Annotated in this window: 18 protein-coding genes; 12 read left to right on the top strand and 6 right to left on the bottom strand. The window is 70.6% G+C overall.

What is annotated here, in order from left to right; translation table 11 throughout:
- Positions 1–15 precede the first annotated feature (15 nt).
- The 4 genes from IE225_RS19630 to IE225_RS19615 form a co-directional block, all read right to left on the bottom strand.
- Positions 16–852 carry an SDR family oxidoreductase gene (locus tag IE225_RS19630; protein ID WP_190058879.1) on the bottom strand — a complete coding sequence of 279 codons (837 nt, stop codon included), beginning with the start codon at positions 850–852 and terminating at the stop codon, positions 16–18.
- Positions 853–962: 110 nt separating this feature from the next.
- Positions 963–2,117: a nucleotide disphospho-sugar-binding domain-containing protein gene (locus IE225_RS19625; protein WP_190058878.1), complete on the bottom strand. Its 1,155-nt coding sequence runs from the start codon at positions 2,115–2,117 to the stop codon at positions 963–965.
- Positions 2,118–2,326: 209 nt separating this feature from the next.
- Positions 2,327–3,364, bottom strand: a complete 1,038-nt coding sequence (locus tag IE225_RS19620) for an AfsR/SARP family transcriptional regulator (protein ID WP_190058877.1) — start codon at positions 3,362–3,364, stop codon at positions 2,327–2,329.
- 59 nt (positions 3,365–3,423) lie between these two features.
- Entirely contained in the window at positions 3,424–3,993 is a 570-nt protein-coding gene (locus IE225_RS19615; protein ID WP_229879748.1) for a TetR/AcrR family transcriptional regulator, read from the bottom strand.
- Between the two features lie 419 nt (positions 3,994–4,412).
- Between IE225_RS19615 and IE225_RS19610 the strand changes: the two genes are divergently transcribed.
- Positions 4,413–5,348 carry an LLM class F420-dependent oxidoreductase gene (locus IE225_RS19610; RefSeq protein WP_190058875.1) on the top strand — a complete coding sequence of 312 codons (936 nt, stop codon included), beginning with the start codon at positions 4,413–4,415 and terminating at the stop codon, positions 5,346–5,348.
- 68 nt (positions 5,349–5,416) lie between these two features.
- Here the strand turns inward: IE225_RS19610 and IE225_RS19605 are convergent, their stop codons facing one another.
- Positions 5,417–5,737, bottom strand: coding sequence for an antibiotic biosynthesis monooxygenase family protein (locus IE225_RS19605; protein ID WP_190058874.1), 321 nt, complete (start codon positions 5,735–5,737; stop codon positions 5,417–5,419).
- Positions 5,738–5,925: 188 nt separating this feature from the next.
- On the opposite strand from IE225_RS19605, the gene IE225_RS19600 reads away from it, so the two are divergent.
- Positions 5,926–7,482: an FAD-dependent monooxygenase gene (locus tag IE225_RS19600; protein WP_190058873.1), complete on the top strand. Its 1,557-nt coding sequence runs from the start codon at positions 5,926–5,928 to the stop codon at positions 7,480–7,482.
- 38 nt (positions 7,483–7,520) lie between these two features.
- Positions 7,521–8,648 carry an acyl-CoA dehydrogenase family protein gene (locus tag IE225_RS19595; RefSeq protein ID WP_190058872.1) on the top strand — a complete coding sequence of 376 codons (1,128 nt, stop codon included), beginning with the start codon at positions 7,521–7,523 and terminating at the stop codon, positions 8,646–8,648.
- A gap of 372 nt (positions 8,649–9,020) precedes the next feature.
- On the opposite strand, the gene IE225_RS19590 is transcribed toward IE225_RS19595, so the two are convergent.
- On the bottom strand, positions 9,021–10,076 hold the full coding sequence (locus tag IE225_RS19590; protein ID WP_190058871.1) for a beta-ketoacyl-ACP synthase III: 1,056 nt from the start codon (positions 10,074–10,076) through the stop codon (positions 9,021–9,023).
- Positions 10,077–10,261: 185 nt separating this feature from the next.
- Here IE225_RS19590 and IE225_RS19585 point away from each other — a divergent pair, with 185 nt between their 5' ends.
- The 9 genes from IE225_RS19585 to IE225_RS19545 all read left to right on the top strand — a co-directional run bounded on the left by IE225_RS19585 (position 10,262) and on the right by IE225_RS19545 (position 16,853).
- Positions 10,262–10,537 carry an acyl carrier protein gene (locus tag IE225_RS19585; protein WP_190058870.1) on the top strand — a complete coding sequence of 92 codons (276 nt, stop codon included), beginning with the start codon at positions 10,262–10,264 and terminating at the stop codon, positions 10,535–10,537.
- 82 nt (positions 10,538–10,619) lie between these two features.
- On the top strand, positions 10,620–11,612 hold the full coding sequence (locus tag IE225_RS19580; protein WP_268250007.1) for an acyltransferase domain-containing protein: 993 nt from the start codon (positions 10,620–10,622) through the stop codon (positions 11,610–11,612).
- Positions 11,613–11,687: 75 nt separating this feature from the next.
- Complete coding sequence (locus IE225_RS19575; RefSeq protein ID WP_190058868.1) at positions 11,688–11,936, top strand: acyl carrier protein; 249 nt, start codon at positions 11,688–11,690, stop codon at positions 11,934–11,936.
- Between the two features lie 77 nt (positions 11,937–12,013).
- Entirely contained in the window at positions 12,014–12,352 is a 339-nt protein-coding gene (locus tag IE225_RS19570; RefSeq protein WP_190058867.1) for an antibiotic biosynthesis monooxygenase family protein, read from the top strand.
- A gap of 23 nt (positions 12,353–12,375) precedes the next feature.
- Positions 12,376–12,870, top strand: a complete 495-nt coding sequence (locus IE225_RS19565) for an aromatase/cyclase (protein ID WP_190058866.1) — start codon at positions 12,376–12,378, stop codon at positions 12,868–12,870.
- Complete coding sequence (locus IE225_RS19560; protein ID WP_190058865.1) at positions 12,870–13,625, top strand: cyclase family protein; 756 nt, start codon at positions 12,870–12,872, stop codon at positions 13,623–13,625. The genes IE225_RS19565 and IE225_RS19560 overlap by 1 nt, the downstream gene beginning before the upstream one ends.
- Positions 13,622–14,242 carry a malonic semialdehyde reductase gene (locus tag IE225_RS19555; RefSeq protein WP_373303232.1) on the top strand — a complete coding sequence of 207 codons (621 nt, stop codon included), beginning with the start codon at positions 13,622–13,624 and terminating at the stop codon, positions 14,240–14,242. The genes IE225_RS19560 and IE225_RS19555 overlap by 4 nt, the downstream gene beginning before the upstream one ends.
- 113 nt (positions 14,243–14,355) lie before the next feature.
- Positions 14,356–15,621: a beta-ketoacyl-[acyl-carrier-protein] synthase family protein gene (locus IE225_RS19550; RefSeq protein WP_190058864.1), complete on the top strand. Its 1,266-nt coding sequence runs from the start codon at positions 14,356–14,358 to the stop codon at positions 15,619–15,621.
- The gene (locus IE225_RS19545) at positions 15,618–16,853 is read left to right on the top strand and encodes a ketosynthase chain-length factor (RefSeq protein ID WP_190058863.1); all 1,236 of its coding nucleotides are present in this window, start codon (positions 15,618–15,620) and stop codon (positions 16,851–16,853) included. Before IE225_RS19550 ends, IE225_RS19545 begins: the two co-directional genes overlap by 4 nt.
- The last annotated feature ends 41 nt before the right edge of the window (positions 16,854–16,894 follow it).

Raw genomic sequence — 16,894 nt, 5'->3', positions numbered from 1 at the left:
GCCGTCCTGACGGGCTCAGCGGAAGTCGTCGGCGTGGTCGAGGGCCCACTGCCGGTAGGACCGGCCGGGGCTGCCGAGCAGCTGCTGACGCTGGTCGATCACCGGCACCGGCCGCTTGTTCCACATCTCCAGGTACCGCAGCAGCTGGTCGACGACCTGGCTGCGGCCCCAGCGGCTCAGCGTCTCGCGGTACTGCTCGGGCTGGAGTTCCTCGAACCTGATCGGCCGACCGATGGCCTCGCCGATCAGGACGACCTGCTCCCGCTGGGTGACCGGCGCCGGCCCGCTCAAGGCGTAGGCGACGCCGGCGTGCCCGTCCTCGGTGAGGGTGAGCACTGCCACGTCGGCGATGTCGTCCTCGTGAATGGGCGCCGCGTAGGCCTCCGGATACGGCGCGTGCACCACCCCGTCGGTGCGGATCGACTCGGCCCACTGCAGGGTGTTGGTGGAGAACGTCCCGGCCCGCAGGAACGTCCACGGAAGCGACGACTGGCCCAGCGCCCGCTCTACCTGGACGTGCAACTGCGCGATCGGGTTGGTGTCCGCGTCCAGGAAGGTCAGCGACCGCGTCGACAGGAAGGTCACGTGCTCGATCCCGGCGTCCTCCAGGATCTCCACCTGCGCGCCGGCGGTCTCCGGCTTGGCGTACAGGAAGACCTTGGAGACGCCGTCGAGCGCGTCGGCGAGCGTCCGCGGGCGCGCCAGGTCGACTTCGACGATCTCGGCGGTGCCGTCGAAGGAGGTGTTCGCCGGGTCGGAACTGCCGACGCGCACCTTCTCGCCCGCGGCCAGCAGCCTCTTCGCGACACTGCGACCGACATGTCCACGGCCACCGGTTACCAGAACAGTCACAGGGATCTCCTCATGATGCGGCAGGAAAGGGGGAGGGGAGTTCTTGGCTCGATCGGCGGAACCGGCGGGACGGCCCCGTCAGCCGGGGCGTCCCGGGTTCCGGAGCGCGGCTACTTGACGATGTCCTCGAGCAACGCGGCGGTCTCCCGCGGCGTCGGCATGGCCTGGATCTCCTCCTGCACCTCGGCGGCGGTCCGGGCCAGTTCCGGGGACGCAAGGGCGCGGGCGATGAGCTCCGCGGTCAGTTGTGTCCTGTCGGCGGCGACACCCAGCCCGCGCCGGGCCACCACGTGCGCGTTGAAGTGCTGGTCGGCGCCGTGCGCCAGGATGATCTGGGGGACGCCGGCGCACAGCGCGGCCAGAGTGGTGCCGGAGCCGCCGTGGTGGACGACCGTGCTGCACGAGCCGAGCACGGCGTTCAGCGGCAGCCAGCCCTCCAGCCGGACGTTGGACGGGACGGGCGGGATCTGCTCCTGGTCCACGTCGCCGAGTGCGAGCACGAACTCGGCGTCCACGGACTCCAGTTGGTCCATCAGCTCCGGCAGGACGGCGAGCCCGCCGTACTTCGGCACGAACGTGCCGAGTGTGAGCAGCACCCGGTGCCGTCGCGGTTCCCGCATCAGCCAGTCGGGCAGGGAACCGACGTCCAGATAGGAGCCGTTGTAGGGGATGTGGCGCATCGGCAGGTGGTCGGAGCGCTGCGGGTTCATGCTGAGTGGTGTCGTCCTGACCGGCTGCACCAGCCGGGGCGCCCCCGAGACACCGTAGTGGTCGTACGTGGCGGCCATCGCGCCGCGCAGCCGCTCGACCATGTCGGGCACGAGCGCGAGGAGATGGCTCAGGGGTACGAGGGGCACCGAGAGGAGGCTCGCGATCAGCGGGCCCGAGCCCTGGATGTCGGTGGACACGACGAGTTCCGGCCGCCACCGCCGGGCCAGTGACACCGCGCCGGGGGCCACGAGGTCGGAGAGCTCTCCGAACAACGTCACCGCGGAGCTGACGTCGGCCTCCTCGATCACCCCGGAGCGGTACCAGACCAACTGCCCGGAGGTGCCGGTCTGTTCGGCTCTGCGCCGGAACGGTTCGGTCAGGTCGACGTCCGGGGCCAGGTCGACGTAGGGAAAGCCCGCCTTGGCGCACTCCCGCATTCCGTCGCCGCCCCCCGCGTAGAGGACCTCGTGACCCGCGGACCGCAGCGCCCAGGCCAGCGGGACGGTCGCGAAGATGTCACTGGCCGTGGAATAGGTGCAGATGAGGATTCGCATGGCTGCGCATACGCCCTTTGTCGAGGAGTCGGCAATTCATCGAAAGCTGCCCCGACGCTAAGCGGCCATGCTCTGGGCCCGCTCAAGGAACACTTTCCGTCGGCTCTGCACACCCGTCGGCGGGCTCGTTCCCCGTGTTTCGTAAGCGGCTGTGGACGTGGCCCGCGGGAAGGACTACTCTGCGGGCCACGTCCAAGTGCGGTGCCCGGTTACGGCAGAGCCGCGTAGCTTGCGCAGCGTGATTCCAGGATCTCCCGCTGGAGGTTCTGGATCCTTTCGGACGGTTCCAGACCCAGCTCGTCCACCAGGGAGTACCGCAGGCGTCGGAAGACCTCCAGTGCCTGAACGCGATGTCCCAGCCGGTTCAGGCAGAACATCAGGTACTCGTGGTAGCGCTCATGATAGGGATGCCGCAGCGCCAGCATCGACAGTTCGCTCACCAGCTCGCGGTGCCGGCCGAGCCGCAGTTCACTTTCGATCCTGATTTCCCGGGCGACGGTGCGGCGCTGCTCCAGGCGCGCGATCTCGGACTGGAGCGGAAGTCCGTGTTCGACGTCCGGAAGTACCGGGCCGGTCCAGAGTCCTTCCGCCTTCGTCAGTGCCTCGATCGCCCTCGCGTCGTCTCCGTCGGCTACGGACTTCTCACCGAGATCGACGAGGCGAAGGAATTCATGGAGGTCGAAGGGGTGCCCTTCGAGTTGGAACTGGTAGCCTTCGCTGCGGGTGACGAGTATCTCGTCGCGGACCCGGCCCGAGGGAATTCCCAAGCCGCAGGCGAGCCGGGTGCGCAGATTGAGTACGTAGGTCTGCAGCGCTGTGCGGGCCCGCTTCGGCGGGTTGTCGGCCCATAACTCGTCGATGAACAGGTGAATGGGGACGGGCCGGGCGTAGTTGAAGAGGAGAAGCGCGAGCACCTTGCGCTCCTTGGGTGCGCTGGGGGCCGCGTTGCCGCCTTTCCTCCCTGTCATCGACAAGTTGCCCAGTATGGTGATCATGGAATCATCCCCTGTCCAGTCGGTGCAGTTCGTCGGGTTGCTCAGGGCACGGCGCTGTGCTTCCGAAGGCGACGCGGACGACAACATCAGCGTTGAACAGTCACCTCGTCGACGACGGGTCGTATCCGAAACCTCTTCCGTAAAGTTTTCGTCAAGGCTTTTCGTGCCTGCCCCGCGCAGGGCATCGTTCGGCGTTTCTGGGACTCCCGCGGCATGGCCCGGCAGCGTACGGCTCAGGTCATGAATGATCAATCGATTTTATTCCGGTGGAGTTGAGCCGGCCGTTCTTGTCTGTTTCCCTGCTGGGCCGCTCATGGTCTTCCGGCGGGCGGCGAGCCTGGCAGGCCCGAGAGGCCGACCAGGCCTTCCCGGATTCGATTCTGCGTCATCCCGCACCTTTCCACCAGGTATTCAATGACATCGGCCCTGAGTGCGGTGAACACGGCATGTGCCCGGAATTCTACGTCGGTTCCCGGGGCGGCCGTGGCGAGTCTCCTGGTGAGTTCGGCGATCCAGAATCGGCTGGCTTCGTTGGTGTAGTAGGCGTGCGGTCCGCGCACTTCAAGTGCGCGGATCAGCGGGCGGTTCGTCCAGGAAAAGTCGAAGAGGGCCTCGACAAGTGACGCCAGGGCCGCATCGGGGTTGCCTCCTGGACCCAACGGCGGGGGCCCTGACTCCACGGCGGATCGCAGCGTCGCGACCCGCGGCAGCAGAACGGCCTGAATAAGACTGGTACGGTCGCCGAAGTGGCGGAAAACCGTTCCTTTCCCCACGCCGGCGGCAGCCGCGATCTCCTGCATCGACACTTCAGCGGAGTTGGGCCGGTCGAACAAGGCGCTCGCTGCGATGAGAATGGCCTGCCGATTACGGGCGGCGTCCACCCGCTCCTTTCTCGCCATCTGACGCCCCCGTGGTTCTTCTTGTTATCCGGACCGCTGGCCCGTAGCGTACCCCGCGCATCACTCGTTCAAAAGAGCAACCGGTCCTGACTGGCCATGGTCGCATTCTGTCCTCTCATGACCGATTTGCCGATATGCGGCTGCTGGGTTCCGGGGGCTCTCCGGGTACTTCTCCGCAGCGGTGCCGATCCCGTTCCCGGTGCCCGTGAGGCTGCCCGGGAGCCCCTGCGGGGACCGGTGCAGAGGGCCGGGGCGTGGGACGAACCACAGGCCGAAAATGTGGCCGAGATCACACATGCGTGCGCCGTTCAACGCGTGGGGCGCCGTGGCGGGCAGGCGCCTCTCCCGAGGCGAACGAGGGTGCTCTGCGCAAACCGATCTCTGAAATGGGGTGCTGGGCAATGGAGTTGCGGATCACCACGGAACCGCAGCAGGGCGCCGACCACGACGATCTGCTGCGGGCGGCCCGGATCGCGGAGTCGGCCGGTTACGACGGCTTCTTCCGGTCCGACCACTTCCTCCCGGTCGACGGCGGCGCGGGTCTGCCGGGGCCGAGCGACGCGTGGGTGACCCTCGCCGCCCTCGCGCGTGAGACCTCCCGCATCCGGCTCGGAACCCTGGTGACGGCGGCAACCTTCCGGCTGCCGGGGCCACTCGCGATCGCCGTCGCCCAGGTCGACCGGATGTCGGGGGGACGGGTCGAGTTCGGCGTGGGCGCCGGGTGGTTCGAGGCGGAGCACCGTGCGTACGGGATCCCGTTCCCCGGTCCCGCGGAACGCTTCGACGCGCTGACGGAGCAGTTGGAGGTCATCACCGGCCTGTGGGCAACGCCGCCCGGTGAGCGCTTCTCCTTCGCCGGAAAGCACTACACACTGCTCGACGCGCCGGCACTGCCAAAACCCGCGCAGCACCCCGGCCCCCCGGTGGTCATCGGCGGGGCGGGCCGGAAGCGGACCCCGTATCTGGCCGCCCGGTACGCCGCGGAGTTCAACGCCAACTTCACCTCGCCCCAGGAGGCGCTGGCACGTTTCCGCCGGGTCGAGGAGGCCTGCCGCTCGATCGGACGGGACCCGTCCGGCCTGGTGCGCTCGGCCGCCCACACCATCGCCGTCGGCCGCGACGACCTGGAGGTGGCGCGTCGCCGGCCCACGCTCGGGCCGGCCTTCGACGAGATGCTGGCGAACGGGCTCGTGGGCACCGTCGGAGAGGTGGTGGAAAAGATCGGCCGGTGGCGCGAGTCGACCGGGATCACACGCCTGTACCTGCAACTTTTCGACATCACCGACCTCGACCAGCTCGAACTGATCGCCTCGGACGTGGTGCCGCAGCTCGACTGACCGCCGGGCCCGGTGCCCGGACCCGGCGGCCCGGGCACCGGACCCGAGGAGGAGCGGCCGCCTTCCGCTCAGTGCCCCACGGAAAGGCGCAGCGGGTGGTGGCTGATCGTGTCGATCTCCCAGCTCAGCTCCGACTTCCAGTGCTCGATGAACGCGCGCACGGCCGGCGCGCCCGCGTACGACCGCAGCGCGTCGACGTCGTCGAAGGCGAGCTGCGCTATCACGGCCCGGGGCGGACGGCCGTCCAGCGTGACGAGCTGCGGCTGGTGGTCGAAGGCCCGTACCAGTCCCGTGCCGAGCGCCACCTCGCGGGCCTCGGCGAAGAACCGCTGCCGGGTCTCCTCCTCCAGCGGCTCGGAGAACCGGTACACCAGCGTGTGTGTGATCATCTGAGGCAGGGCCCCTTTCTGGATGGAGTGGTCCGCCAGGCTGGGCCGACTGCCTCAGCCATTGCTCAAGAGGCCCCCGCTCCCGCCCCCTTGACGGGCCTTGAGCCCGGCTTGAGCCGGCCGGACGAGATTCGGGCACGCCGGATGCCGACACCCGCGTCGGCTGCCGTCGCCGATGGGAGTGGGAGATGACGCGTCTCGAACCCGACGTCGTAGTGGTCGGCGCCGGCCCCGTGGGGTTGATGCTCGCCTGCGAGCTGCGCACGGCCGGTGTCTCCGTCGTGGTGCTGGACCGTCTCGAACGGCCGGACCCGGCGATCAGGGCGGGCTCCATCGGGCCGCTGGCTGTGGAGGCACTGCAGCGGCGCGGCTTCGGCAAGGAACTCCTCGCCGCTGAACAGGACACGCTCAGGCGCTACGCCGAGATGGCGGCTGCGGCCCCCCACCCGGAAGAGGAAGACGGGACGGCGAGCCCCAAGGAGCACTTCGCCGGACTGGACAAGATCGACTCCAGTCGCTACGAGGGCGTCGGACGCCGCCGGATGCGGGTCGAGCAGCCCGTTCTGGTGGAGATCCTGCTCCGGAGGGCGGAGGACCTCGGTGTCGACGTACGGCGTGAGCACGAGGTCGTCGAGGTCCGTCAGGACTCCGGCGGAGTGGTCGTGACGGCCGAAACGCCGGGCGGCAGGCGCGCGGTGCGCGGACGGTACGCGGTCGGATGCGACGGCGGTGGCAGCGCCGTGCGCCGGCTCACCGGGTTCGCCTTCGTGGGCACTCCGGCCACGGTCACCGGGCGTCGCGGTGTGGTGGAACTGGCCGACCCGTCGGCGCTCACCCCGGGATTCGAGTACGGACCCGGCGGGGTGCTCGTCTACGGGCTGGGCGTCAACCGGGTCGCCACCCTCGAGTTCGACGGACCTCCCGAGGACCCCGACCGGCCGCTCACCACCACCGAGCTGCGGGAGAGCGTGCGAAGGGTCAGCGGCACCGACGTGCCCATCACCGCGATGACTGCGGGCGGGTACTTCACCGACCACGCTTACCAGGCGTCGGCGTACCGGATGGGCCGTGTGCTCCTCGCCGGGGACGCCGCCCACGTGCACGCGCCCTTCGGCGGCCAGGGCCTGAACGTGGGCATCGTCGACGCGGTCAACCTGGGCTGGAAGCTTGCCGCCGAGGTACTGGGCCACGCCCCGCCCGGGCTGCTGGACACCTACTCCGCCGAACGGCACCCCGTCGGCGCCCGGCTGTTGCACAACACCCGGGCGCAGACGGCGCTGATGCGTCCCGACCCGCACAGCGCGGCACTGCGCGAGCTGTTCTCCGACCTCATGGACCTGCCCGAGGTGGACCGGTTCCTCGGCCGGATGCTGGCCGGCTTCGACATCCGCTACGACCTGGGCGACACCGACCGCCTCGTCGGCACCCTGCTGCCGAACCTGCTGCCGGCGGTGCGGGGCGACGGACCGGAAGGCAGCGTGACCGAAGCGATGCAGGCGGCGCGCGGTCTGCTGATCGACTTGCGGGGCCGCGGCGAGATCGCGGAGACGGCCGCCGGCTGGGCCGGACGCGTCGACGTGGTGACCGCCTGCGGGGAGCGTGCCGACGGCATCGGCGACGTCGAGGCCCTGCTGCTGCGGCCCGACGGCTGCGTGGCCTGGGTGCTGCGCACCGGCAGTCGGTTCGACGCCGGCCGGCTGACCGCCGCGCTCGGGAAGTGGTTCGGGGCACCGCTCGACTCGTGAGGAAACCAGGCCACGGCCGCGCACCGAAGGAGACTGATGTGACGCACCCAGTAGCCGCCGGGACGAACAGCCTCCTGCTGTCGTCCGCCGAGGTGGCCGAGGTCGCGGCACGGTACGCCGCGGATGCCGAACGGGACCGGAGTCTGCCGAAGGAAGTGGTCGAGGCATTGCTCGCCGCCGGCTTCGCCCGCCACTTCGTCCCCATCCGGCACGGCGGCCCGGCAGGGCGGTTCGGCGACCTGATCGACGCGCTGCTGACGGTGGCCGAGGAGTGCACCTCCGCCGCGTGGTGCGGGATGATCTTCGCGACGTCGGCCAGGATGGCCGGATACCTCCCCGAGGAGGCCCAGCGGGAGATCTGGGACGGCGGTCCGGACGTGCCCATGGCCGCGGCCTTCGTTCCCTCCGGAGACGTTCGGCGGGACCCGGCGGGCTGGCGGCTGACCGGCGAGTGGCGTTTCCTCAGCGGCGTCGACCACGCCGACTGGGCCCTGCTGTGCGGGACGATGCCCGTGGACGGCCGGCCGGTGCGGCGGTTCTTCGCGGTGCCGCGGCGCGACTACCGGATCAAGGACGTCTGGTTCACCGTCGGAATGCGCGGCACCGGCAGCAACGCCGTGGTGCTGGACGACGTGCGTGTGCCGCGGCACCGGTCCTTCGACGACGGTGCACTGATGAACGGGCAGGGCGGCAACCCCGAGTCCCCGTGCCACGAGGTGCCCCTGCTCGCCGTGGCGGCGCCGCTCTTCGCGGCGCCTGCGGTGGGCGCGGCCCACGGAGCGCTGCGACGCTGGTCGCAGCCGGCCGGCGACCGGGGCGGCCACGGCCGGCCCGCCGCGCACGACCCGCGCTCGCGGGAGACACTGACCCGCTCGGCGGCGGAGGCCGACATCGCGCGGCTGCTGCTGGAGCGGGCCGGGCAGGCCGCGGACTTGGGCGCGGTGACGCACGGACTCGCCGTACGCAACGCCAGGGACGCGGCCGTGGCGGCCGAATTGGCCGTGTCGGTCGTGGACCGGCTGTTCCGGGCCGGTGGGACCGGGGCACAGACGGAGACGAATCCCCTGCAGCGCTCGTGGCGTGACGTCTTCGCCGTGGCGTCGCACGCGGCACTGCGCTTCGACCGCAACAGCGACCACTTCGCGCGCCACGTCTGGGGCGGGTGACCCGTGCACCCGGCCGCCGCCCTGCCGTCCCCGGCATCGCGTGAGACGCCAGGCGAAGGGGGCGGCGGAACGGCGGGGACGCGAGACGACGGGCGGCCGGACTGCGGGCGCGTGCGGCCCAACGGCGCGTCCCAAGGCTGCGCGCACCACGCCTGTCGCGCCGCCTGTGACCGGTCCGCCCCGCCCGCCCAGCGGGGCCGGAACCGGGGCTCGGACGGACGCATGCCGCGCGGTCGTCCGCCGCGGACCGCGAGTCCGGCCGCCCGTCGGTGCGCCCACGGTGCCGGAACGCGGCCGGCCCTCGGAGCCCGGGCAGTCGGCGACGCTGTCCGCGCTCCGGGGACCGGCCGCCGCGCACCGGACGGTCCGCACCTACCGCCCGGCCGTCGTCGGCGCCTCGTCGCGGGTGGGGGCCGTGGGGGCGTCCGGCAGCAGCACGACCTGGCCCGCGTAGTTCAGGCCCGCACCGAACCCGATCAGCAGGGCCGGTCCGCCGGCCGGCGCCTCGCCGTCGACCAGCAGCCGCTCCATGGCCAGCGGGATCGACGCCGCTGAGGTGTTGCCCGCCGTCACCACGTCCCGTGCCACGGCCACGTGCTCCGGGAGGGCCAGCCGGTCGGCCAGGACGTCGATCATCCGCGAGTTCGCCTGATGCGGTATGAAGGCGACCAGGTCGTCGGCCGAGACACTGGCATCCTTCAGGGCCCGCCTGCCGGCCTCCACCACGCGGTCGACCGCCCAACGGAACACCCGGCGCCCGTCCATCTTCATCATGGGCCGGTCCAGTGTCGGATCGTCCCGGAACGCGGCCCAGGACGTGTTCATCCGCAGGGCGTCGAGGAAGGCGCCGTCCGCGCCCCGCACTACGGGCCCGATGCCCGGGTCGGCGGAGGGACCGACCACGACCGCACCGGCGCCGTCGGCGAACATGAACGCCGTGTTCCGGTCGTGTGGATCGACCATGTCGGTCATGCGCTCGGCACCGATCACCAGGACGTGCCGTGCGTCCCCGGCGCGCACCATGTCGCTCGCCACCGCCAGCGCGTGGCAGAAACCGGCGCACGCCGCGGAGAGGTCGAAAGCGGCGGAGTTCACCGCTTGCAACTCGTGGGCGACCGCGACCGCCAGTGGCGGTGTCTGCACCAGATGGGACATGCTCGCCAGGACGACGCAGTCGAGTTGTTCGCCACCGATCCCCGCGTGCGTCAGGGCCCGGCGGCCCGCCGCCGCGGCCATCGCACGGAGCGTCTCGTCCTCCGCGGCGAACCGCCGGGTGCGGATTCCCGACCTGGTCTCGATCCATTCCTCCGACGAGTCGATCAGCGCACACACCTCCCGATTGGACACCACCCGCCGCGGGCGATAAGCGCCCACTCCGGTGATCCTGCTGTGCCCGGTCGGGTTGGAGCCGAGTCGGCCAGCGCCCACGAGTTCCTCCTCGGATTCTTGGCGGTCTCCTCCCGCCTTCCGGGCGCCAGCGTGGCGCCGCCGGCTCAAGCATCGTCAAAGGCTTCGGCGCCACGCCGTTCAGTGGTCCTTGAATCCTCCTTGAGGATCGGACAGCACTGTCTCAGGACGTCGGAGTGCGACAGCATCCTTTTCGGGAGCCCGTCATGAAGGAATTCTCTCTCGCCGACCTGCGGCAGACGGTCGCCGCTTGCGTCGGAACCGGAAACGCGGATGTCGTGGACAAGGCGTCGCTCGACGTCTCGTTCATGGATCTCGGTCTGGATTCGCTCGCCCTGTACGAGCTGGTCACCCGGATTCAGGACGACCTTTCCGTGTCCATCGTGGACGAGGAGATCGACGAATTGAAAACCCCGCGGCTTCTCCTCGGCCGCGTCAACGAACTGCTCGGGCACACGGCCGGTCGGAGGGCGGACGCGTGAGGCTGTCGGCCCGCACCGGGGCGCGGTGGGCGACCGGACACGGGACCGCGTCGGCCGGTGACACGCCGGCGCTTTGGCGCGGGTGAGGCCGGGCGGGCCGGAGCGCCGGCCGGTCGCGCTGCTCCTGCCGGGCCAGGGTGCGCAGCACCGCGGGATGGCGGTCGAACTGTACGGGCGGGAGGCGGTGTTCACCGCCGTCCTGGACGAGTTCTTCACGTACCTGGGCGATGAGGGCGCCGCGCTGCGCGACCAGTGGCTCGCCGATCCACCCGACCTCGTGATCGACGACGCCTCCCGCGCCCAGCCACTGCTGTTCGCCATCGGCTACGCGCTCGGTCGCAGCGTGGAGTGCCAGGGCATCCGCCTCACTGCGCTGCTCGGGCACAGTGTCGGGGAACTGGCGGCCGCCGCGCTGGCCGGGGTGTTCGGTCTGCGGGACGCGGCCCGGCTGATGCGGGAGCGGGCCGCTGCCACGGCCGACGTGCCCGCCGGCGGCATGCTCGCCGCGGCCGCGTCGGTCGAGGAACTGCGGCCCTATCTCGACCCCGGGGAGCGCCCGGACAGCGTCGTCGTGGGCGCCCGGAACGGGCCGCGGCAGACCGTGCTCGCCGGCTCCGAACCGCGGCTCACCTCCGTCGAGGAGAGGCTGCGCCGCCACGGCGTGCCCTGTCGGCGGGTCGCGGCGCGGCAGCCGTTCCACAGCCCTGCCATGGCGCACGCGGCCGAGCGGTTCGAGCGGGCCTTTGCCACGATCGAGCTGCGGCCGCCGAAGGTGCCCGTCTGGTCGACGCGCACCGGCGCGCGCGTGAGCCGTCAGGAGGCGACGGATCCGGCGTTCTGGGCCCGGCAGCTCGCCACACCGGTGCAGTTCTGGCCGGCCCTCGACGCCATGCTGAAAAGCCGTGATTTCCTCCTTGTCGAAACCGGGCCCGGACAAGGACTTTCGATGTTGGCCCGGCGCCACCACCGAGTACGTCAGGGCCATTGCGAGGTCGTCCCGCTGCTGCCGCCCCGAGCGGCTGGGGCATTGCATACCTACCGGGCCGCCGTCCGGCGCATGGAAAACACTCCTTGAGTGAGTTTTGAGCTTGACCGGCGAGGCTCGAATAGGTGGAGAACGCGAACACGTTCCTGCAAGTGAGAGGTGCAGATGACCCTGGAAGATCTACGGCGAATACTGGCCGAGTGCGCGGGAGAAGGCGACTTCCTCGACCCCCGGGTCGACATCGCCGATACCTCGTTCACTGATCTCGGCTACGACTCGCTGGCATTACTGGAAACCGCCGCGCGCATCGAGCAGGAATTCGGTGTCTCCTTGCCCGAGGACCTGATCGCCACGCTCGACACGCCTCGTTCGCTGCTGGCCGCGGTCCGTGAGGCGTCCGTCCAGACGATCTGATCGGGACGGTCCCGGCCCCCGGACGCACATCACGCCCGAAGACATCGTGAACCGCCATGGAACCAAAGGGAGAAGACGTGATCGTACACACGCTGATCTACCGCTTCCCGGACGACGTCGCCGAGGAGCAGCGCGCGGAGTTCTTCGACGCCATGCGCCAACTGGTGCTGAAGACGGGGCTGATTAAGGGCTTCGACCACAAGCCGCACCTGTGGCTGCCCGCCGACGACCGCGCCCGCGGTATGACGGCGGCCTCGATTGCCCAGTTCACCTGCGACGACCTGGACTCGCTCCAGAAGTTCTCCGAACTGCCGGAGGTGTACGACTTCGTCACCGACTGGAAGAGGCGGCTGCGGTTCGAGGCGGCCTACGCCAACCACGAGGCGCTGACGCCGTCGAGCGACCTCCCCTCCTGACCCGGCGACCGAGAGGACCAGCCATGTCCCATCACGCGGAACACACCGTGACCGTCGAGGCCCCCGTCGACCTGGTGTGGGGTGTTCTCGTCGATGTCGAGGGCTACTCCCGCATCTTTCCGCCGACCCGTGAGGTCCACCTGCTGGAGGAGTCGCCGACGCACCAGGTGGCCCGGCTGCACGTCGACGTCGGCGGCGAGGTCCAGTCGTGGGTGTCGCGCCGGGACATCGACCCGCAGCGCCACGTCATCGCCTACCGCCAGTTGGAGACCGCCCCGATCGTCGAGCGCATGGGCGGCGAGTGGCGGGCCTTCCCGCTCGACGCCGGCCGTACCCAGCTCGTGCTGACTCACGACTTCGCCGCACGGCAGCCGGTGGACGGCAAGGCCGCGGGCCGGTTTTCCCTCGAGGAGGCGGATGCCATGCTCCAGGCGGCAGTGGAGCGCAACAGCGTGGCGGACCTGAACGCCGTGAAGAGTGAGGCCGAGCGCCGTGCGGACCGGGCGGCGGCCGCGTGATGCGCCGCTTTCTGGACCTGAGCGTGGCCACCCGGTCGACACCGAGCGAGGCGACGCCGGTGACCGTGGAGCTCCTCGACCACCGTACCGGCGCCACGGTCCTGGGGCTGAGCCCGGAGGACTTCCCGGACAGCATGGCGATCTCCAACGAGACGGTCACCCTGACCACGCACACCGGAACGCACATGGACGCGCCGCTGCACTACGGACCCCTCAGCGGGGGAGCGCCGGCCAAGAGCATCGACCAGGTGCCCCTGGAGTGGTGCTACGGACCGGGTCTGCGGCTCGACGTGCGCCATGTGCCCGCGGGCCGGGAGATCACCGTCGACCAGCTGATCGGCGCCATCGACGCCGCCGGTCACGAACCCGCGCCCGGGGACGTCGTGCTGCTGTGGACCGGTGCCGACTCGCTGTGGGGGACGGCGGAGTACCTGACCTCCTATCCCGGGCTGAGCGGCAAGGCCACCGCCTACCTGGTGGAACGGGGCGTGCGGGTGATCGGCATCGACGCCTGGGGGCTGGACCGGCCGATGCGCGAGATGGTCGAGGAGTACCGGCGCACCGGCGACAGCTCGGTCCTGTGGCCCGCGCACGTCTACGGGCGCACCCGGGAGTACCTCCAGCTGGAGAAACTCGCCGGCCTCGGGACGCTGCCCGGCTCCACCGGGTTCACGGTGGCCTGCTTCCCGGTGTCCATCGCCGGCGCCGGCGCGGGCTGGACCCGTGTGGTCGCCATCGTGGAGGGTCCGGAGTGACCGCAACGACGGCGGCACGGCTCCTGGCGCTGGACGCGGCGGCGCAGGACCTGTTGTTCCGCGAGGCCAGGACGGCGAACACCTTCACGTCGGAGCCGGTGACCGACGAGCAGGTCAAGGCCATCTACGACCTGGTCAAGTACGCCCCGACGTCGATGAACCAGCAGCCGCTGCGGATCGTGCTGGTGCGGTCGGCCGAGGCGCGGCAGCGGCTGCTGCGGCACATGGCGGGCAGCAATGCCGCCAAGGTGAGCGCCGCTCCGCTGGTGGCGCTGCTCGCCGCGGACTACCGCTTCCACGAGCACCTGCCGCGTCTCTTCCCGCACCGGCCGCAGGCCCGCGAGCTGTACGCCGATCGCACGGTGCGCGAGGAGTCGGCACGCTTCAACGCCACGTTGCAGATCGCATACTTCATCCTCGGCGTGCGCGCCGCAGGGCTGGCTGCCGGCCCGATCGTGGGATTCGACGCCGAAGGGGTCGACCGGGAGTTCTTCGGGGCGCCGGAGCAGCGCACCGCCACGGTCCTCACGGTCGTCAACATGGGCAGGCCCGCCGAGAACGCCTGGTTCGCCAGGCTTCCGCGGCTGGAGTACCACGAGGTCGTCACCACGGTCTGACCTCCGCCTGGGCGACCTCGTGCACGGGTTTGCGCTGCGGCGGAGTGCTGCGGCGGAGTGAGGGACCATCTGACTTTCTGGCATGTCCATGTCTGATATAGGGGAGACTCGTCATGAACCGGCGTGTCGTGATCACGGGTATCGGGGTAATGGCGCCCGGTGGGGCAGGCACGAAGGAATTCGTGGACCTGCTGACTTCCGGCCGTACCGCCACCCGGCGCATTTCCTTCTTCGATCCGTCGCCGTTCCGTTCGCAGGTGGCCGCGGAGTGCGATTTCGACCCGGAGGCGGCCGGACTGACGCACCGCCAGAGCCGCCGCATGGACCGGGCGACACAGCTCGCCATCCTCTCCACCCGCGAGTGCCTGGCCGACAGCGGCCTGGTGTTCGAGGAGATGGACCCCGGCAGGATCGGCGTCAGCGTCGGCACCGCCGTCGGTGCCACCACCAGCCTGGAACGCGAGTACCTCGTGCTCTCGGACACCGGCCGGGAATGGCTGGTCGACCCCGACTACCTGTCACCGCACATGTTCGACTACTTCGTGCCCAGTTCGCTGTCGGCGGAGGTGGCGTGGGAGGTGGGCGCGGAAGGGCCGGCCACCATCGTGTCCTCGGGGTGCACCTCCGGCCTGGACTCGGTGGGACACGCCTACCAACTGGTCGCCGAGGGCAGCGCCGACGTGATGATCACCGGGGCCGCCGACGCGCCGATATCACCGATCGCGGTGTCCTGCTTCGACGCGATCAAGGCCACCACCCCGCGCAACGACGACCCCGAGCACGCCTCCCGCCCGTTCGATCGGACCCGTGACGGCTTCGTCCTCGCCGAGGGGTCGGCCATGCTCGTCCTGGAGGAGCGCGAGCACGCGCGGCGCCGCGGCGCCCGTGTCCACGCGGAGATCACCGGCTATGCCACGCGCTGCAACGCCTACCACATGACCGGGCTGAAGCCCGACGGGCGGGAGATGGCGGCGGCGATCACCGCGGCACTCGACGAGTCCCGCATCGACCCGACCGCCGTCGACTACGTCAACGCGCACGGCTCCGGGACCAAGCAGAACGACCGGCACGAGACCGCCGCGTTCAAACGCACGCTCGGCGCCCACGCCTACGAGACACCGGTGAGTTCCATCAAGTCCATGGTCGGGCACTCGCTGGGCGCGATCGGTTCCATCGAGATCGTGGCCTGCGCGCTGGCCATCCGGCACGGTTTCGTGCCGCCCACCGCCAACCTGCACGAACCGGATCCGGAGTGCGACCTGGACTACGTACCGCTCACCGCGAGGCAGCGGCGGGTGGACACCGTGCTCAGCGTCGGCAGCGGCTTCGGCGGATTCCAGAGCGCCATGGTTCTCCGGCGTGAGGGAGAGGCCCGATGAGGCCGCCCGCAGTCGTCACCGGGATCGGGGTGATGGCCCCCAACGGAGCAGGCGGCGACGCGTTCTGGAAGGCCACACTCGAGGGGCACAGCGGCATCACCACGCTGGACCGGTTCGACCCGTCACGGTATCCGGTGCGGCTCGCCGGCCAGATTCGCGGCTTCGAGGCCGAACGGCACCTGCCCGGGCGGCTGCTGCCGCAGACCGACCGGGTCACCAGACTGGCCCTGGTCGCCGCGGAGATGGCACTCGCCGATGCCGGAGTCGATCCCGGGCAGCTGCCGGAGTACGGGATGGGCGTCGTCACCTCCAACGCCACCGGCGGATTCGAGTTCACCCACACCGAGATCAACAAACTCTGGACCAAGGGCTCCCGATTCGTCAGCGTGTATGAGTCGTTCGCCTGGTTCTACGCGGTGAACACGGGGCAGATCTCCATTCGCCACGGCATGCGCGGGCCGGGCGCGGTGCTCGTCGCCGAGCAGGCGGGCGGCCTGGACGCGGTGGGCCACGCGCGCCGCACCTTGCGGCGGGGGACCGCGCTGTCGGTCACCGGCGGTGTCGAGTCGTCGTTCGATCCCTGGGGCTGGGTGTCGCACGTGGCCAGCGGCCGACTGAGCAGACAGGACGACCCGCGGCGGGCGTACCGGCCCTTCGACACGCGGGCGAGCGGATACGTGCCCGGCGAGGGCGGCGCCATCCTAGTCCTGGAGGACGCGGAGGAGGCGGACCGCAGGGCAGTGCCCCATGTCTACGGCGAGATCGCCGGTTACGCGGCGACCTTCGACCCGCGGCCCGGGTCGGGGAGGCCGCCGGGGCTGCGCCGGGCCGCCGAACTCGCGCTGGACGACGCCCGCGTGCGACCCGACGAGATCGACGTGGTCTTCGCGGACGCCGCGGGCGTCGCCGAACTGGACCGGATCGAAGCGGAGGCGATCACCGGCCTGTTCGGCCCGCACGCGGTCCCCGTCACCGCCCCGAAGACCCTGACCGGTCGCCTCTACTCCGGCGGAGGACCGCTGGACATCGCCGCGGCGCTCTACGCGATCCGGGACGGGGTCGTGCCGCCGACCTACCACGTGGCCGACGTCCCGCCGGACTACGGGATCGATCTGGTGCGCGAGACGCCGCGCCACCGGCGTGTCGACTCCGCCCTGGTGCTGGCGCGGGGGAAGGGCGGATTCAACTCCGCGGTGGTCGTGCGGCGCGCCGGGCGCTCCTCGGCATCCTGACCCCGCCGCCCTCGGTCGGAACCCGAAGCGGGACCCGGTTG

Origin of the sequence: Streptomyces echinoruber, assembly GCF_014651135.1 — a bacterium.
Classification (GTDB): Bacteria; Actinomycetota; Actinomycetes; order Streptomycetales; family Streptomycetaceae; genus Streptomyces; species Streptomyces echinoruber.
The sequence above is the reverse complement of the archived record's forward strand: the minus strand, read 5'-3'. Positions and strand labels throughout refer to the sequence as shown.